Origin of the sequence: Dokdonia sinensis (genome assembly GCF_003688895.1) — a bacterium.
Taxonomy (GTDB): Bacteria; Bacteroidota; Bacteroidia; order Flavobacteriales; family Flavobacteriaceae; genus Dokdonia; species Dokdonia sinensis.
Window position 1 is genome coordinate 346,411 of sequence record NZ_REFV01000002.1, and the last position, 18,507, is coordinate 364,917.

The following is an 18,507-nucleotide window of genomic DNA, read 5'->3' on the forward strand; positions in this document are numbered from 1 at the left end:
AGTAAAATGACTAATGAGCTATTTTGTCCAATAATCAAGTACAAGCACATCGTCCAGATGCGGTTTTAAAACTTCAACAAAGGCGAGGTGCTCTGGATGTATGAGATAAGTGTCACGGTCTTTCTCGCTGTTAAATGAAACCAGAAACGAATGTGTAAGATCTTTATTGAGTCCCTCTGGACTATTATTTATTCCCCACTCAAATGCCGAAATTTCTTCTATTTGAGATGGTAATTTCTCAAATGCGTTTATTACACCCTTTATTTCTTGATCGCTAGCGTTGTCCTTAAATTTAAAAAGTACAATGTGGCGAAGTGTCCTATCAATTTTTGTCACAGCTTGTTGTTCTGTAGCACTCTTTTTTGTTTTTCCCTCATCGCAACCTGAAAGAGTCGTCAGTACTACTATAAGAAGTAACAAGAGGACTTTGGGCATAATTATGGTTTTTAGATTTTCTCAAAATACAGGTAAATGTAAAGCGCCATCCCAAAGTTAGTCGAGTCTGTGGAGACTAATTTATATCCTTTTTCGGCATATTCATTCAATTTAGCTTGCACCTCTTTTTTTGAACTCTTGATGATGTGCATTTTATCTGTCGTCATCTTAGAATAAAAGATGAGTGGTTCTACTACGTATTTCTCCATTGTTTTATTTTTTTAGTTGCGTGTTCGTACTCATTAAAAATTATAATCACCTTGGACTTTGCATTTTTTTAAATTTACAACATCCCAAGTTCTAACTTTGCTTCCTCGCTTATTTTAAAAAAGCAACAACGGAAAATTTAGAAAAATGACTCCAGAAAAAGGTAGTCATTTTTCTAAATTACCACCAATCACCTTGGACTTTGCATTTTTTTAAATTTACAACATTCCAAGTTCTAACTTTGCTTCCTCGCTCATTAAGTCCTGCGACCAAGGTGGGTCAAAAGTGATTTCTACCTCACAATCCTTTACGCCTTTTATAGACTTTACTTTTTCTTCAACTTCTAGTGGTAAAGTTTCGGCGACGGGGCAGTTAGGTGTAGTGAGGGTCATAAGGATCTTCGTGTCCATATCCTCATTTACAAAAACATCATATATAAGTCCAAGCTCGTAAATGTCCACAGGAATTTCTGGGTCATAAATGGTCTTGATTACTCGTACTATCTTATCTCCTAATTCTTCTGTGTTTATTTCCATATTTGTGTCATTCTTGCGAAGGTGGGAATCTTCCTAACCTTCCACTTTTGTTTATATTCTTGTCATTTCCGCGTAGGTGGAAATCTCATTTGCCATAGCGATATTATCGTCCTGTTTACCCTTTCGCAAACCTGCCTCGCCGGCAGGCAGGAGCGGAACAAAACTCTGCTATGCTTTACTAATTCATCTGAGTTTGATACGCAACCGCGTACAACTTGATTTGCTTGATCATACTTACAAGTCCATTTGCTCGCGTGGGAGACAAGTGTTCTTTGAGACCTATCTTATCTATAAAGTCAGTGTCTGCATCTAGAATAGCTTGTGGTGGCTGTCCCGAAAATGCGCGTATGAGAATCGCAATGATCCCTTTTGTTATGATTGCATCACTATCTGCCGTAAAGTTTACCTTTTCGTTGTCTAGGTCTGCATGTACCCATACTTTACTCTGGCATCCTTTTATGATGTAATCTTCTGTCTTATATTTTTCATCTATGAGCGGGAGCGACTTGCCTAGATCGATCATATACTCGTAGCGTTGCATCCAGTCGTCAAACATAGAAAACTCGTCTACTATCTCTTCTTGTATTTCTTTTATGGTTGCCATGTTATTTTGTCGCTTTTGCTTCTAAAATTTGGTTCTCGAGGTCATAAATTTTTAAAATTCCATCCTCTAAAGTGAAGGAATCTCCCTGAATGTAGGTAATTAAAAATTCTTTTTCGAGCGATCCTATGTTCTCGCAGTACCTTCTGGTTGTAGATACTTGCGAAAACCGTAGTTGTGTTCCTTTTTGCTTATACGTCAGGTTGTAAGTGTTACAACCTGAGAACCCAGTAATGTTTCGATTAACAGGGTTTATAAGTATGGTTAAATCCTTGTCAGAAACATCTCTTCCATTTAGGGTAGTTACTTGAAAACCTCCCTCTAATTGCGGAATACCATTTACAATTTTAGAGACATTACGTTGCTCGATGATGGTAATGAGCTCATATGCCTTTGAAGATGCATCTGCCGGAGGGTTTTCCACAGCTGTTTCGTTTACCTTTATCGTATAACTGTAGCCTTCTTTATAGTTAAAACCCTGTATAGTGTCGTAAAAAAGGGTCCACTCCTCACTTCCCGGCTCCCGTACTTGCAAGCAGGATTGAGTAGCGACTCCTTCACAAGATACCAGCTCATTAGATACTTCCCAAATAATTTCTCGTGGCATACTGTCCTTAGACGCGCCACAACTTACCATTGCAAAAGCAAAGAATAATATATAAGCGGTGTGTACTTTCATAAATGTATTCATATAATAGATTGCACAAAGATAATGCCCAATGCGCTAACTGACATACTGACTGAAAAACATCATAGGAATTTATGCATATACCACATAGGTCGATACTGGTCGTGTAAAAGTGGGAAATCTAAATGTTGCACCTTGCTGCGTTCATATCCCAGGCTTTTATAAAATGCTTGCGCCTGCTCGTGAGTATCCATAGCGTCCAGCCAGATAAGACTATGTCCTGTTTTTTGGGCATATTTTTCGGCAAAAACCATCACCGATTTTCCTATGCCCTGTCCCTGAATTGCAGGGTCTAAATAAACACGATGTACCTTAAGGGCATTATCTTCTTCTAGTGGGGGATAAGGACAGTTTTTTATGATTTTAAATATGCCAATTACGCTCCTGCCTGCCGGCGAGGCAGGTTCGCGAAATTCATCCCGAGCTTGTTTCGTGGAGCGCACAAAATAATACTCACTTCCTGGACTATTGAGTTCCTGCTCAAAGTTCTTTTTACCGTATTGACTTTCTAGATACCAGCTACAATCATCTTTCCAGTAATGCCCGTATGCCGAAGGATATATACGTTGCATAAGTTTGAACAACTGAGGTTGGTCACCCGTGGTAAGTGGGGTGAGATAAAGATTTTGAGATATAGTTTTGGATGTGTTTTGCATTTTTGGTTTAGAGTAACTAGATCAAAATTAAAGATATGTAAGGTTATTCTGAAATGTCGATATTTACAATATATAAAGGGCAGAAAACTGAGTTTATACTGTATGTATTGCTGTATATCGATTATAGGAGTAGTTATATAACAGGTCACCTGCAACCTTAAAAAACACTTCTGCTAAACTTCAACAGCAGGTATCAAAGCCAACGCTTCGTAAAATTAAAAGAGGCGTTTTCCAACGTGACATCCAACGCACTACACCACATTTAATTTTACCCAACCGCTTTTAGTTCATCACTTTCCAATGGACTGATTTTCTAACGATTAAAAATTAGTTCAAATAATCCCGACCGTTTTGGTTCGCTCAAAAGTCTAAAGAGTATAAACCATTAAAAACAAGGATTATGAAATTACAAAACAAAGTAGCAGCAGTATTTGCAGCCAATGGAGCGATAGCTCGGGAAGTGGCTATCGAAATGGCAAAAGAAGGAGCTATTGTTTATGTTTCGGGTCGGAACTTGGATGATGTGGAATCGCTTTCAGCAGAAATACTTGCAAATGGCGATTTTGCAAAACCCTTCAAGGTAGATGCCACCAACGAAAACGAGATTGTCAACTTCCTGAACCAAATTGTCGAAGAAGAAGGAAAACTGGACATTGTTTTCAACGGTATCGGAATTCGTGCTAAAGATGGCGGTTATGGACAACCATCTACCCAAATACCTTTCGAGACTTTTATGAAACCTATTCTGGTTCATTTAGGTTCGCAATTTCTTACATCACGAATCGCTGCAAAATATATGCAACAAACGGAATCCAAAGGCACAATTCTATTATTGACCGCAAGCCTTTCAAGGCTTAAATCACCATTTATGTCAGGCATTACGGCAGCTTGCACAGGAATTGAAGGACTCACAAGAACCTTCGCAACAGAATTCGGTATGTCTGGTATCAAGGTAATTTGTATCAATCCTACAGCAATGCCAGAAACGAGAACAATCATAGAAACCACCATTGAAAACGCAAAAACGATGGGTATTCCAGCAGAAGTTATGGCAGAGCAAATGTCAAATGGTGGACTTTTAAAGAGGTCATTGACCACAAAAGATACGGGAAAAGTAGCCGCATTTTTAGTTTCGGACGCTGGAGCTGCATTGAACAGTCATATCGTGGATGTGGATTTTGGTACAGCAAGTGTAATTTAAAAACATATAATTATGAAATCAATACTAAATTTAGGAAAATGGTTATTCATTCTACCATTCGCAGTTTTTGGATTCTTACATTTTGGCCCTACAGAATTCACGATAGATTATATTCCAGATTATTTACCGTTTAAGGTTTTTTGGATTTACTTTTCTGGTGCTTGTCTCATTGCGTTTTCTTTTAGTGCCGCTTTCGCGAAAGCGGACAAACTAGCAGCAGTATTACTCGCATTAGAGCTTATTATATTCGTAGTTATGATACACATACCCAAAGCAGTGGAAGGAGATTTTGTCCAATTTATAGGTATTTTTAGAGATACGGCTATGGCTGGTGCAGCATTGATGTATGCAAAATATGTGGCAAAAGATCAACGATTTATAAAATAATAAGATTATGGAAACAGAAAATAATAACCTGAAAAAAGCTTTGGAAGGAGACATTAAAGCCTTTCAAAGTCTATTTGCGGAATTCCAACCACAATTAAAATCATATTTATATCGCTTACTAACCGACAGAAACGATACTGATGATTTAACGCACGATACGTTTGTAAAGGCATTTGATAAAATCTCGACTTTTAAGGGTAACTCGGCTTTTAAAACTTGGGTTTTTCAAATCGCCACAAATCTTGCTTACGATTTTTTGAAAAAGAAAAAAAGATGGTTGCCCAATGCGCAAGACCAAGCAAAATCATTGGCTATGTCAACCGAATACATACAGCAGCTTTTTGTAATGACCAATCAAACTTCTAATCGAGGTCGGTACGAAGTAAAAGAGCATATAGATTTTTGCTTTACCTGTATTTCCAAAACCTTGACATTAGAAGAGCAGATTGCCATTATCCTAAAAGATATATATTCTTTTTCAAGAACAGAAATAGTAGATATTTTGGGCAAAACAGAAGGCGTAGTTAAGCATTTGCTATTCAATGGACGTAAGACAATGATAGAAATTTTTGACAATCGTTGTGCCTTAATCAACAAAAATGGTGCTTGTCATCAATGTACAGAACTGGCAGGTATTTACAATCCAAAACAGACCAAACAAGAGGAATTGATGAAGATTAAAATGGTTAAGTATTCAAAGAAAGAACCAAAAGAAAAACTATACCAATTACGTGCTGATTTGGTAGCGGCAATTGACCCTTTAAATAGTGAAGGAGCAGATATGCAAGACATTATAATGCAATGCACAAGATTGGCAATTGACGAAATAGAAACCATTCAAAACTAAAATTATGCTACAAGATAAAACACTTGCTTTTTTGACAGAGCTCAAAAAAAACAATACAACCGAATGGTTTAAAGACAACCAAACCGATTATAAGAAATCACGAGCAGATTTTGAAAATTTTGTATCTGACATTATAAGCGGACTTGCTTTCATAGATGGCGATATTGAAAAGCAAGATTTACAAGCCAAAAAATGTATCAAACGAATCAATCGAGATATACGATTTTCAAATGATAAGTCGCCTTATAAGACCAACTATTTTGCAAATTTTAATCCTGGTGGTCACAAATCAGAACACGCAAGTTATTATCTACATTTAGAACCGAACAATTGTTTTGTGGGTGGCGGAGTTTATATGCCACAAACACCAACGTTAAATAAGTTCCGTAAGGAAATTGAGCACGACCTAAAAGAATGGGAATCGCTACTGAACTCAAAATCTTTTAAAGAAACATTCCCAAATGGAATCGAATCGCCATCCGAATTAAAAACTGCACCAAAAGGATTTGACAAAGAAAGTCCAGCAATAGAATATGTACGAAAGAAAGGGTTCTATACAATGCGGAAATTGACTGATAAGGAAATCACTTCTGAAAGTGCAGTTTCAAAAATCATTGAATATTTTGGCCAAGTAAAACCTATAATAGGATTTTTAAATCGAGCGTTATAATTGCCAACGCTTTTGTAAGCACATTTGTATTTTTTTTCCACGCATCAGCCAATGTTAAAAATACAAAAGAGCTAACAAGCCAACGCTACAAACCGAGCGGAAAAGCAGTACGGAAAAGGGCAGCAGATAACACCAGTATAAAACAAATAAAAAAATCAATCTCAAAAAAAAATTAAGACAACATCCCCACAGCCCGCTTAAGCCCATTTACAAAAGTATCAATCTCCTCTTTTGTATTATAAAATGAAAAAGAAGCGCGTACCGTTCCAGGAATTTTATAATAGTCCATAATAGGTTGTGCGCAATGATGCCCAGTTCTTACGGCAATGCCCATTTTATCTAAGATAGTCCCGATATCATAAGGATGAATCGCTCCTACGTTAAATGAAATCACCGCAGTTTTCTTTGCTGAAGTTCCATAAATTTTTAAACCCTCTATTTCTAGAAGTTGCTTGGTCGCATATTGTAATAATTCTTCCTCATAAGAAGCTATATTGTCAAAACCTAAACCATTCATATAATCTAGGGCAACTCCTGTAGCGATCCCACCACAGATGTTAGGAGTTCCAGCTTCAAATTTGTGAGGTAATCCAGCGTAGGTTGTTTTCTCAAAAGAGACTTGATCTATCATCTCGCCGCCACCTTGATAAGGCGGTAATTTAGTGAGCCATTCTTCTTTTCCGTAAAGAATTCCTACTCCCGTGGGACCACAGATTTTGTGCGCAGAAGTTACGTAAAAGTCAGCGTTTAGGGCTTGTACGTCTGGTTTAATGTGCGGTGTTGCCTGTGCGCCATCTATGAGAGCTGCGGCACCTACTTTATGTGCTTCAGCGATGATATGCTCAATGGGATTAACTGTCCCTAGTGCGTTTGATACGTGATTTACAAAAACGAGTTTTAAATTTGGTGTTACCGCTTTCGCGAAAGCGTCCATATCCAACTCCCCACTTTCCGTTTGTGGAATCACTTTAAGCACCGCTCCCGTTTTCTCGCACAACATTTGCCAAGGCACAATATTACTGTGATGCTCCAGCGCCGAAACCAAAACCTCCTCTCCCTTTTTAAGGATAGAAGCAAAGCCACTCGCTACCAGATTTATAGCGTGCGTCGTCCCAGAAGTAAAGATAATCTCATAAGGCTGCGCCGCATTAAAATGCTTTTGAATCTTGATACGGGCCTGCTCATACTTATCTGTTGCCTCCTGCGATAAAGCGTGTACACCGCGATGAATGTTTGCATTGTAGTTAGAATAGTAATCTACAATAGCATCTATTACTACTTGAGGTGTTTGAGACGTTGCTGCATTATCAAAATAAATCAAGGGTTGCCCGTTTACCTCCCTTTTAAGGATAGGAAAGTCTTTTCTGATTTTTTTAATGTCAAGCATAGTCTGTTTTTTGTTAATGTAAAGATACAATACGTGCGTGTGGGCACAGAAATAGTATTCTTAGGTTTAAGATAAAAAAGCCGCTATTTTCAAGTAGCGGCTTATATTTCATAGGATTAATTTTTAAACCTCAAACCCAATATTAACCCCGATCTTCTTGGCAATTAACTTAGTAATTCTCTCTTTAAGTTGCGGGATTTTTACACTGGACAAAACCGTGTTAGCAAAGGCATACATTAAGAGAGCTCTTCCTTCTTTTTCTCCAATACCACGTGACTGTAAATAAAACAATGCGCTTTCATCTAATTGACCGATTGTGCAACCGTGAGAACAACGCACGTCGTCTGCAAAAATCTCTAACTGTGGTTTTGAGTTAATAGTTGCGGTATCGTCTAGTAAAATGTTATTGTTAGACTGATATGCATTTGTCTTTTGTGCTTCTTTCTCTACCACCACTTTTCCATTAAATACACCCACAGACTTATCTGCAAAAATGCCTTTATAATCTTGGTGGCTCTCACAATTAGGGGTGATGTGGTGCACGAGTGTGTTATGATCTACGTGCTGCTTACCTTCTATAATGGTCACACCTTTAAGGATTGAATCCATAAACTCACCTTTTTGATAAAAGTTAAGGTTATTACGGGTAATATTTCCACCTAGAGAGAACGTATGTACAGAAACGATACTTTCTTTATGCTGCTCAATTTCTGTAGTATCTATAAGCGATGCTTCAAGCTTATCGTTTTGAATCTTGTAATAATCTACAAGCGCTCTTTTGTCTGCATAGATTTCTGTAACAGAGTTAGTGAGTACTTTCTTGTCTGTAAGACTCTGGTGGCGTTCTATGATTTGCACTTCAGAGTTTTCTTCGGCGATTATGAGATTACGGGGTTGTAACATCATTACGTCATTTTCTCCTGTTGAGAAGTGCACAATCTGTATAGGCTTTTCTGCTACTTTTCCTTTTGGGATATAAATATATGCTCCTTCTTTTGCAAAAGCTGTATTTAGGGAATCCATCGCATCACCCTTTGCAATCTTATTAAAATAGACGTCTATGACCTGCTTGTACTTAGGCTTTGTAAGCGCCGCTCCCATTGTACATACATCTATGCCATCGTGCGTGGTATCCGACAAATAAGAACTAAAGACCCCATCTACAAAAACAATTTTGTAAGTGTCTACGTCATTTAAGAAATATTGCTTAACATCTTTAAAATCCAGTGCAGCTTCCTTTGACGGAAAAATACCGTAATCTTCTTTTAAGATGCTGTTGAGCGAAGTGTACTTCCAGTTCTCTAATTTCTTAGTTGGGAATCCCTCTGCTTCAAAAGTCTTAATCGCCTCGTTACGGATATCGTAAATGGGAGAGTCTGCATCAATACTCTCTTGAAGTACGATGTGGTTACTTACTAATTTATCTTTTAAACTCATTTCATTCTAGTTATGAGTCTTGAGTCTTGAGTTTTGAGCAAAGTGTTCCCACTCATAGCTCATAGCTCATAGCTCAAAACTTATTTATGCCCCTACTTCTTCCTTCAACCAATCATACCCTTTCTCCTCAAGTTCTAGAGCAAGCTCTTTTCCTCCTGAACGTACGATTTTACCATCCATAAGGACGTGTACATAATCTGGTACGATATATTCTAATAGACGCTGGTAGTGGGTGATGACTAAAACAGCATTGTCTTTGCTCTTAAGCTTGTTTACTCCATTTGCAACAATGCGCAGGGCATCAATATCTAGTCCTGAATCTGTTTCATCTAAGATCGCGAGTTTAGGCTCTAGCATTGCCATTTGGAAAATCTCATTTCTTTTCTTTTCACCTCCAGAGAATCCTACGTTTAAAGATCGAGAGAGGAATTTACGGTCCATCTCAAGAAGCTCTGCTTTCTCACGGATTTTTTTAAGCATCTCGCCCGCTGGCATGTCTTCAAGACCTTTTGCTTTACGTGTTTGATTTATGGCTGTTTTGATGAAGTTTGTAACAGAAACTCCAGGAATCTCAACAGGATACTGAAATGAAAGAAAAACACCATTGTGTGCTCTTTCCTCTGGATCCATTTCTAGTATAGACTCACCCTCGAGCTCAATATCACCTTTGCTCACTTCGTACTCCTCTTTTCCTGCTATGGCAGATGCTAGTGTACTTTTACCAGAGCCGTTAGGCCCCATAATAGCGTGTACTTCACCAGCTTTTATATCAAGATTGATTCCTTTAAGAATGTCTTTTTCGTCTATTCCTGCGTGCAGGTCTTTAATTGATAACATTTGTTCTGTATTTAAATCTTTATCTATTTGATGTCTACTTTCCAGAGTTTTTCCCTGATTCTATTTTTACAGCACCTTCTGGAGAAGGTTCCATCACTTTTAATATTTCTTTTATGGCAACTACTTCTGGCCAGCCTTCGCCACCAGCTTTGAGTGCAGGATTAGGCATCACTTCACCACGTATCACTACAGGTACCATGTCAAAATCCTCCTTTTTCTTCTTTGCAACTTGATTTGCAAGTTCTTGCATTTTGTCATCTATAACAACGCCATAGATTTTACTACCACAATTTAAAACAGCAGCATCTGCTAGGTAAATAAATTCTCCTCGCAATAACTTATAATCGTCTTTGGGAGATTCCTTTGTAACCGTTGTAGTGTCTTCATTTTTAGTATCTTCTTTACAGCTTGTAAAGGCTACTAAAACAGCAAAAAGCAATATAATTTTTTTCATTTTTTATACTTCAATAAATATTAGATTGATTGTTTTCTAGTTACGCTACTTCGACTGTGCTCTGCATAGATTTTGCAAAAGCGTAAAACAAAATTTATCCCACAGAACCCTCAAGACTGATTTCAAGTAACTTCTGGGCCTCAACAGCAAACTCCATAGGGAGTTTATTGAGAACTTCTTTACTAAAACCATTAACAATAAGTGCAATTGCCTTTTCAGTATCTATCCCGCGCTGGTTGCAATAAAATATCTGATCTTCCCCGATCTTACTCGTTGTAGCTTCGTGCTCTACTTGGGCTGTCTTATTTTTTGCCTCTATGTATGGAAACGTGTGTGCTCCGCATTCATTACCCATTAACAGAGAGTCACATTGCGAAAAGTTACGAGCGTTTGTAGCGCCACTATTTATCTTTACAAGACCACGATATGAGTTCTGAGATTTCCCAGCAGAGATTCCTTTTGAGATAATCGTACTCTTTGTATTCTTACCTAGGTGAACCATTTTTGTTCCCGTATCTGCTTGCTGATGGTTGTTTGTAACCGCAATCGAGTAAAACTCACCTATGGAGTTATCTCCTTTTAGAATACAGGAAGGATATTTCCAAGTTACGGCGCTTCCTGTTTCTACTTGGGTCCACGAGATTTTTGCATTCTTCTCACAAAGACCACGCTTGGTTACAAAGTTGTAAACACCACCTTTACCCTCGGCATTACCAGGGTACCAGTTTTGTACCGTAGAATATTTGATCTCTGCATCATCCATTGCGATAAGCTCAACTACCGCAGCGTGTAACTGATTTTCATCACGACTTGGGGCTGTACATCCCTCTAGGTAACTTACATAACTACCTTCATCTGCTACGAGTAGTGTTCTTTCAAATTGTCCTGTTCCTCCTTGGTTAATTCGGAAGTAGGTAGAAAGCTCCATAGGGCATTTTACACCCTTAGGGATGTAACAAAAAGAGCCATCAGAGAATACTGCGCTATTTAAGGCTGCATAGTAATTATCCTTTACAGGAACAATAGTTCCTAAATGTTTGCGTACAAGTTCTGGATATTCCTTAATTGCTTCAGAAATACTCATAAAAATAATTCCCTTCTCGCCGAGCGTCTTTTTGAACGTAGTTGCTACAGAAACTGAATCTACAACAATATCCATCGCGACATTGTTCATTTTCTTTTGCTCATCTACAGAGATCCCCAGCTTTTTATACATTGCTAGTAATTCTGGATCTACATCGTCCAAGGTTTTATTAGGGTCTATTGCCTTAGGCGCAGAGTAGTAGGCAATGTTCTGAAAATCTGGTTTTTCATAATTTACGTTTGCCCAATCTGGTTCTTCCATAGATTGCCAGACTTTAAATGCTTCCAGTCTCCACTCGGTCATCCATTGTGGCTCCTCTTTCTTTGCAGAAATTGCCCTAATGATATCCTCATTTAATCCTACGGGGAATGTTTCAGAATCAATATCTGTAAAAAAACCATATTCATATTCTTTGGTTTTTAATTCTTCCCTTAAATCGTCTTCTGTATATGCCATTTTGTTTTTTTCTTATCTACTCACTTGAAAAGCTTTTCCCATTTTTTACGTCTTTCCTCATTGTAATTTGGTGACGGGAAGGGACGGGTTTTCTTATGATGACTATCTCTCTTTCTGTTCTTTTTACGAAGTTCCGAGTATATCGGAAAAAGAAAAATAGGTGTTGCCATTTTTAATGTTATAAGCTTACTATCACTTCTTCCGCTTTCGCGAAAGCGTAAAAACTATAATGAAAAGCTCTCGCCACAACCACAAGTACGTTGTGCATTTGGGTTGTTAAAGACAAAACCTTTACCGTTAAGACCGCCGCTATATTCTAGCGTTGTCCCGATGAGGTAGAGAAAACTCTTCTTGTCTACAATGAGTTTCACCTCGTTGTCTTCAAAAACCTTATCATCTTCTGCCTGTTCTTTATCAAACTTTAGTTCGTACGAAAGTCCTGAGCAACCACCGCTGGTCACGCCCACACGAACATAGTCTGAAACCACGTTGTAACCGTCGTCTTGCATTAAGGCGGCGATCCTACGCTTTGCTTCTGGTGTTACTTTAATCATAATCGTTCTAAATTGGGTGCAAATATACGGCTTAAGTCCCGTTTTACCATACAACCTAACATATTACTAACAGATGGTATGATAGGTGTTTTCTATGGTTTAATGCACTCCTCACTACGTGAGAGGTAGGTTTGCAAAAGGTGTGATAATAGACAAGCTACTCAGCGTAGAAATCATTCTTTTTGTAATTTCACAAAAAACGCGCGTGACTCATTATAGTTTTCTTTCATTATTCTTTTTTCTTTCTGTTGTAGTATCTTCCTATGCCCAAACGAATACTATCTTGCCACAACAAATAGACACTGTTGTTATCACGGCATCACGTATAAAAATACCGCTTAAAAAAGCACCGCAAGCTATATCTATTTTTAATGCCTCGCCTATTTCTGAAAGTAAGCCACAGCAATCTCTACAGGAATATATCCAGCAAATGCCCGGTGTGTTTGCTCAGAATGCAAATAATTACGCTCAGGATTTGCGCATTTCCATACGTGGTTTTGGGGCTAGGGCAGCTTTTGGGATACGAGGCATAAAGCTTATGGTAGACGGAATTCCAGAAACAACGCCAGATGGCCAGGGACAGCTGGACAATCTTAATCTTGGAATTATAAACCGTATCGAAGTGATAAAGGGCGCAAGTTCTAGTTTGTACGGTAATGCTTCGGGAGGCGTAATTCAGATTGAGACGACAGATTTTGAATCTAGTTTTGCAAAAGCAAAAATCACACAAGCTTCCTACGCTTTTCAAAACTATCAAGTCACCACAGGATTTGGCGATTTAAATGCAAATATCGTCATCCACGGAAGCTACGCAGCATCAGACGGCTACAGGGACCATAGTGGTTTTATCCAGAATAACCTCAATGCAAAGGGAAGTTTTATAGTAAACGATAAGCTCAAAATCAAAAGTATTTTAAATTACAGCAATTCCCCAAAAGCAGACGATGCGGGAGGACTAACCGCCGAAGAAGTAGAAGAAAACCGAAGACAAGCAAGAGATCGTAATTTACTCTTTGACGGAGGGGAGCGCATCAGCCAGCTTAAGGCAGGCGGGAGTTTTGAATATACATTTTCGGATATTAAACGGTTTAGTGGCTACGCATTTTACAATCGAAGGGATTTTGAAAACAAACTTCCTTTTGAAAATGGTGGGCAAGTTCAATTGGAACGAGATTATATCGGTCAGGGCTTGAGTTTTTCTTATGATAAAGGGAGTTATAAGCTGCAAACTGGATATGATTTTGGGTATCAAAATGACAATAGGCAGCGGTTTAACAATCTGGAAGGTGACCGCGGTGCACTCACCTTAGACCAAGCAGAACGATTTACAAACCTTGGGGTATATCTCGTGCAACATTTGGAACTTAATAAATGGTATTTTACTACTGGCGTCCGTTTTGATTATAACAAACTCGCCGCCATAGATGCTTTTCTGGAAGATGATGATGACTCTGGCGATATAACTTTAAATGGGTTTAATCCGAGCATTGGTGCGAGCTACGCTATTGCACAAAAACACACCCTGTTTACTAATTTCTCCACAGGATTTGAGACACCTGCGCTTTCTGAACTTTCGGCAAATCCTGATGGGGGGCAAGGCTTTAACGAAAGCCTAAAATCGCAAAGTACCATCAATTTTGAACTCGGACTTCGCGGTCGTATCGCTTCCAACTTTAGTTACAATTTTGCCACTTTTTATATTGAAACTCAAGATGACTTAGTTCCTTTTGAGCTCGAAGCTTTTCAGGGGAGGACTTTTTTTAGAAATGCTGGAGAAACGATGCGCAAAGGAATTGAGATTGAAGCGGCGTACGCTTTTGCAAAAGCGTGGAACATCTCATCCTCCTTCACGCAAGCAAGTTACACCTACAAGAATTACATGGTGACCGATACAGATTTCTCTGGAAATGACTTGCCTGGAATACCTCAAACTACTTTCAGTTCAAGTATAAATTATGTTCCTCTTAGTGGTTTTTACGGATCAATAAATTCTTCCATTTTAGGAAGCCTCTTTGCAGATGATGCTAACGAAACTAAGGTAGACGGATATGAACTCGTAAATATAGTTTTGGGCTATCATCATAAGTTTAAAAAATGGACATTTAAACCATTTGTAGGCGTAAATAATTTGCTAGATGAGCGGTATAATGACAATGTACGTATCAATGCCTTTGGCGGGCGTTATTTTGAACCTGCGCTGGGGTTTAATGTATACGGAGGGATTTTAATTAATCTATAATTATTTTATATTTAGATGTTTGTAACGTCTAGATATGCGTGTATTAATAGCTTTCTTATTACTTCCTATTTGTGTTGTCCAGGCTCAAATGCCAGAATATACTTTACCTAAACAAATAGATACTCTAGTTGTTCAAGGAGAAAATTGCCTTAAGGAAAAAGGAGAAAATTGTTCTCACTATTTTGATCGTGCGCTGGAAGAAGCTCGCAAAATAGACAAAGATTCCTTAGAGGCGCTTACGTATTATAGTGTAGGATTTGCTTTTTATCGTTATGGTAACGCACAAGATTTCTTAGAAAATGCAAAAAAAGCGGTTGCATTAGATGGTACAAGACATCCATTAACTACACATTTTTTTCTGGAAGATCTTTACTTAGCCCACGCAGATTTAAATCATATCGATAGTCTGATGGCGCCGGCCAGAGCTTCATTACATTGGGCTGAGGTAGCTGGAAGTAAAAGTGCTATGGCGGCGGCATATATTCGTATCGCCGAGACACAACGAGATAAAGGAGATGTAAAGGGCGCTATAAAAACATTGCTAGATGCAAGACCTATTGTAAAAGCATCTGGAGACTTACATCGGGAAAGTGGTCTTTTATTAACGCTGGGCAATACCTACAATACAAATGGAGATCACCCACAAGCGTTAGAAAAGTATGAGGAAGCTGCGCAAGGATTCCTTAAGGCAGAAGATTCATCTATGTATATCTTGTCTATATCTAATTGGGCAAGTATTGCTAACAGGATGGGTAAGACTCAGGAGGTCTTAACGCGCATACAGCCATTACTAGATTATTATGAGCGCAATGGAGGTACTAAGAGCATTTACCTAGCAACTCAAATGGCAAAGGCCTATGTCATTGATAAAGATTATGACAAAGCAATTCCATTACTCAAAGAAAATATTGAAGAGGCAAAAGCCGTCGGGAATGAAGTCTTTCGCTTAAATAATAAACAGCTCCTTACAGAATTGTACATTGATATGGGTGAAGGGGCACTAGCCGTCGCCGAAATTAAGGAGATCTACGACAAGGTGGTATCAGAACACGAGCAAGGTCGCGGGAGTGCCGCGAGATTACATAACGTTAGAAAGTTGTATGCAGATGCTCAAACACTTGTGGGTAATTCTGGTGAGACGGGAGAGATATATCAGGCGTATATCCGTTTTAATGATTCCCTATTTAATGAGACTAAAGAGAGGGAAATTGCAGCTATGCGAGAAACCTTTGAAGCAGATAAGCGGGAGGCACAAATAGCATTACTAAAAAAAGGGAAAGAAGCAAGTCGGTTACAAAAATGGCTTTTGGGAGCTGGTCTTCTTGCGCTACTTGCCATTTTGGGAGGCTTATGGGTACGCTTTCGCGAAAGCAAAAAAAGAGCTATTCTAGAACGCCAAAAGCTCAATGCAGAAATTGCTCACAAACGAAAAGAGCTCACCTCCCAAGCATTGAACCTAGCCAAAAAGAATGAAACCTTAATTGATCTTAAAGAGAAGATTACAGGAATGGAAAAGACTACACAATCTCAAGATTTATTGAGGACGATTGAGTTTGATGTAAGAGAAGACAAAGGATGGGAAGCATTTATGCAATCGTTTCAAGAAGTACATAAAGACTTCTATAAAAACATCCAGCAAAACTATCCCGATATAACTGCTGGCGAACTTCGATTAATGTCATTACTTAAAATGAATCTGAGTTCTCGGGAGATAGGGAATATGCTTAATATCTCTCAGGAGGGCGTTATGAAAGCACGTTACAGATTGCGTAAAAAGCTCCATCTTACAAAAGAAGATTCTCTAGAGCAGAAAATACTTGCGCTCTAACCTCTAGTGTTTATGGGTGTTTGCGGGCTGTCCATAGTTTGTCCATATCATTTTTTTTGATTCTCATTATCAAGATGTTACGTTTGGGGTGTCAATATATGACTATCCGTTTTGTGGATGCTGCTTGATAGATAACTGCAGTGTCTAAAGAGCAACTCACAAAGGGGGAATTTTAATAAACCACAAAACGTAAATCAAATGAAAACCACAATCAAAAAAGTATTGTTTTTAGCGTGCCTAAGTACTTTTACCTTAGGTTGCGATAAAGATGATGACGCAGTCATCACACCAGACGGCTCTAGCGAGTTATTCGAAAGCAATGGAATAACAGCAGACGCCTTAGATAATTATCAGGGAAGTATAGGGCTTATTGTCAATACAAGAAATCTTGTAGAAAAAGGATATGATGTAGCCTCAGTAAGTTTTGATATCGATGCACAAACTGGAAACTACAATGCCGAAATTCCAGTAGAGGAGTTTACTAAAATTGCCATTCACCGCTTTGAGAAAGAAAATCTTTCTCAAGAGGCGCTAGAAGAGCTTTCTGTAGATGGGGTTCCAGTATCTATTACTGTAAAAGCTGGAAATGGCTCTGTGATATTTACACAGGACATAAGTGTTATCTCATTTACCGAAAATGGCACGCTGGCTTCCTTGCAAACATCGACCATACCGTATGTAAATCCTAATGCAAAACTAAAGCCCGAAATGCCTCATTTTATACAAATTGCAAACGTTTCTGGAGGTGACACAAGTTATGTGGTACAAAAAGAAGCGAGTGATGGCGCTAGTAACACAGTGCTGTATGAAGCAGTTTCTGGTTATCAAACTGCTCGAATTGATCAACAATTTTACTTCTATGAATTTCCTAATGAACCCGGGGTATACGCGATCTATAATATAGACACTAATCGCTATCTCGCAACAGATGATAATGACAATACCTTAAGGCAATCTGGAGCTTTCTCCTATCCTAGTGGAATAGATGGGTCGCTACACCCGAGATATAAGTTCAGAATACAAAGAGCTCCTAACGGCTTTTATACCATTAATAGGTATGATATCAACGTACCGTATAAGCGTTTCTTTAATGGCTTTGTTTATAACTGGCGTGCGGTACCTTCTGGAGAGATACAGTACTTTAATTTTATTGCCCTTAATTTAGATTGGGAAGCAACAGATATAGGTACGGAGTACTTGCAACCCGTAATGCCTGCCGTAGAAACTTCGTTTGGTTTTAATAGTACATTAATTAATTGTGGTTCGGGCTCATTAAGTCAAGAAGTAGGTGTGGAGCAGTCTATCACAACAGGATCTACTGCTGGATGGGAAGAAAGTCTTTCTATTGCCTCTCGCAATACCTTCGGGTTAGAAGTCTCCGTAGGTGTAAGTGCCGATGCTACGTTTTTTGGTACAGGAGGTTCTGTAAGTGCAGAGGTCACAGGGAGCTATGAGTATTCTCGTGAGGCTACACAGAGTAGCTCTTCTTTTACAGAAAATACGGTAGAAGAAGTAAATACCTATTTCTCAACGCGTCAAGTGACTGTGCCTTCAGGCAAAGCCTCCCTGGTGTATGACGCATACCAGACCTATAGTAATGTCGAAATTCCTTTTGTGCAGCGTTTACGTATACGCGCAAATGAAATAGATCCTGCTCAAGGCAATGTGGTGATAGGACCTCTAAATGGCGCCCAAGTCGAGACTCAATTACAGATGATGGGCTTTAGAGGGGTGATTACCTCTGTGGGATCAGATTTTGTAGAGGTCACTTTACGTGGGACCACCTACTTAGATAACCTAGTAGATACCGAAAGCAAAGTTCTAGATGTAGCTGCAAACTGTCCAAATTAGTTCTGAACACAGTCTTTTAAAACAAGAGGCTGTCTGAAAACTATTCGGACAGTCTTTTTTTATTAAGGGCTATTTCTATTATTCAATCGTAAATGTTTTACAAGTGCTATTTGTTATCAGTTAGTAGTTATCAGTCTGCTTTTAGATAGCTA

At 38.7% G+C, this 18,507-nt stretch carries 19 protein-coding genes; 7 read left to right on the forward strand and 12 right to left on the reverse strand.

Translation table 11 applies throughout. The features are described 5' to 3' along the window. Positions 1 to 18: 18 nt before the first annotated feature. The 6 genes from EAX61_RS03725 to EAX61_RS03750 all read right to left on the reverse strand — a co-directional run bounded on the left by EAX61_RS03725 (position 19) and on the right by EAX61_RS03750 (position 3,123). A complete protein-coding gene (locus tag EAX61_RS03725) occupies positions 19 to 435 on the reverse strand; it encodes a Dabb family protein (protein ID WP_121916308.1) in 417 nt (138 codons plus the stop codon). A gap of 11 nt (positions 436 to 446) precedes the next feature. Beyond that, positions 447 to 644 (reverse strand): DUF4177 domain-containing protein, encoded by a 198-nt coding sequence (locus tag EAX61_RS03730; RefSeq protein WP_121916309.1) that lies wholly within the window; start codon positions 642 to 644, stop codon positions 447 to 449. 216 nt (positions 645 to 860) lie between these two features. Then, positions 861 to 1,178: an SUF system Fe-S cluster assembly protein gene (locus EAX61_RS03735; RefSeq protein ID WP_121916310.1), complete on the reverse strand. Its 318-nt coding sequence runs from the start codon at positions 1,176 to 1,178 to the stop codon at positions 861 to 863. 178 nt (positions 1,179 to 1,356) lie between these two features. After that, the gene (locus EAX61_RS03740; protein WP_121916311.1) at positions 1,357 to 1,782 is read right to left on the reverse strand and encodes a SufE family protein; all 426 of its coding nucleotides are present in this window, start codon (positions 1,780 to 1,782) and stop codon (positions 1,357 to 1,359) included. A 1-nt stretch (position 1,783) separates the two neighbouring features. Beyond that, positions 1,784 to 2,458 carry a DUF4377 domain-containing protein gene (locus EAX61_RS03745; protein ID WP_236641976.1) on the reverse strand — a complete coding sequence of 225 codons (675 nt, stop codon included), beginning with the start codon at positions 2,456 to 2,458 and terminating at the stop codon, positions 1,784 to 1,786. Between the two features lie 71 nt (positions 2,459 to 2,529). After that, complete coding sequence (locus EAX61_RS03750) at positions 2,530 to 3,123, reverse strand: GNAT family N-acetyltransferase (protein WP_121916313.1); 594 nt, start codon at positions 3,121 to 3,123, stop codon at positions 2,530 to 2,532. Between the two features lie 400 nt (positions 3,124 to 3,523). Here EAX61_RS03750 and EAX61_RS03755 point away from each other — a divergent pair, with 400 nt between their 5' ends. From EAX61_RS03755 to EAX61_RS03770, 4 genes are read left to right on the forward strand one after another with little or no spacing between them, the layout of a single operon-like run. After that, entirely contained in the window at positions 3,524 to 4,324 is an 801-nt protein-coding gene (locus EAX61_RS03755) for an SDR family NAD(P)-dependent oxidoreductase (protein ID WP_201739415.1), read from the forward strand. 12 nt (positions 4,325 to 4,336) lie between these two features. Beyond that, positions 4,337 to 4,711: a DoxX family protein gene (locus tag EAX61_RS03760; RefSeq protein WP_121916315.1), complete on the forward strand. Its 375-nt coding sequence runs from the start codon at positions 4,337 to 4,339 to the stop codon at positions 4,709 to 4,711. Between the two features lie 7 nt (positions 4,712 to 4,718). Continuing rightward, entirely contained in the window at positions 4,719 to 5,558 is an 840-nt protein-coding gene (locus tag EAX61_RS03765) for an RNA polymerase sigma factor (RefSeq protein WP_121916316.1), read from the forward strand. A 4-nt stretch (positions 5,559 to 5,562) separates the two neighbouring features. Next, on the forward strand, positions 5,563 to 6,228 hold the full coding sequence (locus tag EAX61_RS03770) for a DUF2461 domain-containing protein (protein ID WP_121916317.1): 666 nt from the start codon (positions 5,563 to 5,565) through the stop codon (positions 6,226 to 6,228). 172 nt (positions 6,229 to 6,400) lie between these two features. Here EAX61_RS03770 and EAX61_RS03775 read toward each other — a convergent pair whose 3' ends face one another. From EAX61_RS03775 to EAX61_RS03800, 6 genes are all read right to left on the reverse strand, one after another. Then, a complete protein-coding gene (locus tag EAX61_RS03775; RefSeq protein WP_121916318.1) occupies positions 6,401 to 7,615 on the reverse strand; it encodes an aminotransferase class V-fold PLP-dependent enzyme in 1,215 nt (404 codons plus the stop codon). Between the two features lie 123 nt (positions 7,616 to 7,738). Beyond that, the gene (gene sufD, locus EAX61_RS03780; protein ID WP_121916319.1) at positions 7,739 to 9,052 is read right to left on the reverse strand and encodes a Fe-S cluster assembly protein SufD; all 1,314 of its coding nucleotides are present in this window, start codon (positions 9,050 to 9,052) and stop codon (positions 7,739 to 7,741) included. 84 nt (positions 9,053 to 9,136) lie between these two features. Beyond that, a complete protein-coding gene (gene sufC / locus EAX61_RS03785; RefSeq protein WP_121916320.1) occupies positions 9,137 to 9,889 on the reverse strand; it encodes a Fe-S cluster assembly ATPase SufC in 753 nt (250 codons plus the stop codon). A gap of 34 nt (positions 9,890 to 9,923) precedes the next feature. Further along, entirely contained in the window at positions 9,924 to 10,343 is a 420-nt protein-coding gene (locus tag EAX61_RS03790; protein ID WP_121916321.1) for a hypothetical protein, read from the reverse strand. Between the two features lie 94 nt (positions 10,344 to 10,437). Further along, positions 10,438 to 11,883: a Fe-S cluster assembly protein SufB gene (gene sufB / locus EAX61_RS03795; protein WP_121916322.1), complete on the reverse strand. Its 1,446-nt coding sequence runs from the start codon at positions 11,881 to 11,883 to the stop codon at positions 10,438 to 10,440. A gap of 224 nt (positions 11,884 to 12,107) precedes the next feature. Further along, complete coding sequence (locus EAX61_RS03800) at positions 12,108 to 12,437, reverse strand: HesB/IscA family protein (RefSeq protein WP_121916323.1); 330 nt, start codon at positions 12,435 to 12,437, stop codon at positions 12,108 to 12,110. A gap of 205 nt (positions 12,438 to 12,642) precedes the next feature. Here EAX61_RS03800 and EAX61_RS03805 point away from each other — a divergent pair, with 205 nt between their 5' ends. The 3 genes from EAX61_RS03805 (at position 12,643) to EAX61_RS03815 (ending at position 18,355) form a co-directional block, all read left to right on the forward strand. Continuing rightward, complete coding sequence (locus tag EAX61_RS03805; RefSeq protein ID WP_161555183.1) at positions 12,643 to 14,676, forward strand: TonB-dependent receptor family protein; 2,034 nt, start codon at positions 12,643 to 12,645, stop codon at positions 14,674 to 14,676. 34 nt (positions 14,677 to 14,710) lie between these two features. Beyond that, positions 14,711 to 16,504 carry a tetratricopeptide repeat protein gene (locus EAX61_RS03810; protein ID WP_147448333.1) on the forward strand — a complete coding sequence of 598 codons (1,794 nt, stop codon included), beginning with the start codon at positions 14,711 to 14,713 and terminating at the stop codon, positions 16,502 to 16,504. 198 nt (positions 16,505 to 16,702) lie between these two features. Further along, a complete protein-coding gene (locus tag EAX61_RS03815) occupies positions 16,703 to 18,355 on the forward strand; it encodes an RICIN domain-containing protein (protein WP_121916326.1) in 1,653 nt (550 codons plus the stop codon). Positions 18,356 to 18,507: the final 152 nt, after the last annotated feature.

Excerpts from the sequence above, each read along its gene's own strand:
- EAX61_RS03730 (WP_121916309.1), bottom strand. The coding sequence starts at position 644 with ATGGAGAAATACGTAGTAGAACCACTCATCTTTTATTCTAAGATGACG.
- EAX61_RS03800 (WP_121916323.1), bottom strand. The coding sequence starts at position 12,437 with ATGATTAAAGTAACACCAGAAGCAAAGCGTAGGATCGCCGCCTTAATG.
- sufB (WP_121916322.1), bottom strand. The coding sequence starts at position 11,883 with ATGGCATATACAGAAGACGATTTAAGGGAAGAATTAAAAACCAAAGAA.
- EAX61_RS03750 (WP_121916313.1), bottom strand. The coding sequence starts at position 3,123 with ATGCAAAACACATCCAAAACTATATCTCAAAATCTTTATCTCACCCCA.
- EAX61_RS03760 (WP_121916315.1), top strand. The coding sequence starts at position 4,337 with ATGAAATCAATACTAAATTTAGGAAAATGGTTATTCATTCTACCATTC.
- sufC (WP_121916320.1), bottom strand. The coding sequence starts at position 9,889 with ATGTTATCAATTAAAGACCTGCACGCAGGAATAGACGAAAAAGACATT.
- EAX61_RS03725 (WP_121916308.1), bottom strand. The coding sequence starts at position 435 with ATGCCCAAAGTCCTCTTGTTACTTCTTATAGTAGTACTGACGACTCTT.
- EAX61_RS03755 (WP_201739415.1), top strand. The coding sequence starts at position 3,524 with ATGAAATTACAAAACAAAGTAGCAGCAGTATTTGCAGCCAATGGAGCG.
- EAX61_RS03745 (WP_236641976.1), bottom strand. The coding sequence starts at position 2,458 with ATGAAAGTACACACCGCTTATATATTATTCTTTGCTTTTGCAATGGTA.
- EAX61_RS03735 (WP_121916310.1), bottom strand. The coding sequence starts at position 1,178 with ATGGAAATAAACACAGAAGAATTAGGAGATAAGATAGTACGAGTAATC.
- EAX61_RS03815 (WP_121916326.1), top strand. The coding sequence starts at position 16,703 with ATGAAAACCACAATCAAAAAAGTATTGTTTTTAGCGTGCCTAAGTACT.
- sufD (WP_121916319.1), bottom strand. The coding sequence starts at position 9,052 with ATGAGTTTAAAAGATAAATTAGTAAGTAACCACATCGTACTTCAAGAG.
- EAX61_RS03775 (WP_121916318.1), bottom strand. The coding sequence starts at position 7,615 with ATGCTTGACATTAAAAAAATCAGAAAAGACTTTCCTATCCTTAAAAGG.
- EAX61_RS03765 (WP_121916316.1), top strand. The coding sequence starts at position 4,719 with ATGGAAACAGAAAATAATAACCTGAAAAAAGCTTTGGAAGGAGACATT.
- EAX61_RS03740 (WP_121916311.1), bottom strand. The coding sequence starts at position 1,782 with ATGGCAACCATAAAAGAAATACAAGAAGAGATAGTAGACGAGTTTTCT.
- EAX61_RS03770 (WP_121916317.1), top strand. The coding sequence starts at position 5,563 with ATGCTACAAGATAAAACACTTGCTTTTTTGACAGAGCTCAAAAAAAAC.
- EAX61_RS03810 (WP_147448333.1), top strand. The coding sequence starts at position 14,711 with ATGCGTGTATTAATAGCTTTCTTATTACTTCCTATTTGTGTTGTCCAG.
- EAX61_RS03790 (WP_121916321.1), bottom strand. The coding sequence starts at position 10,343 with ATGAAAAAAATTATATTGCTTTTTGCTGTTTTAGTAGCCTTTACAAGC.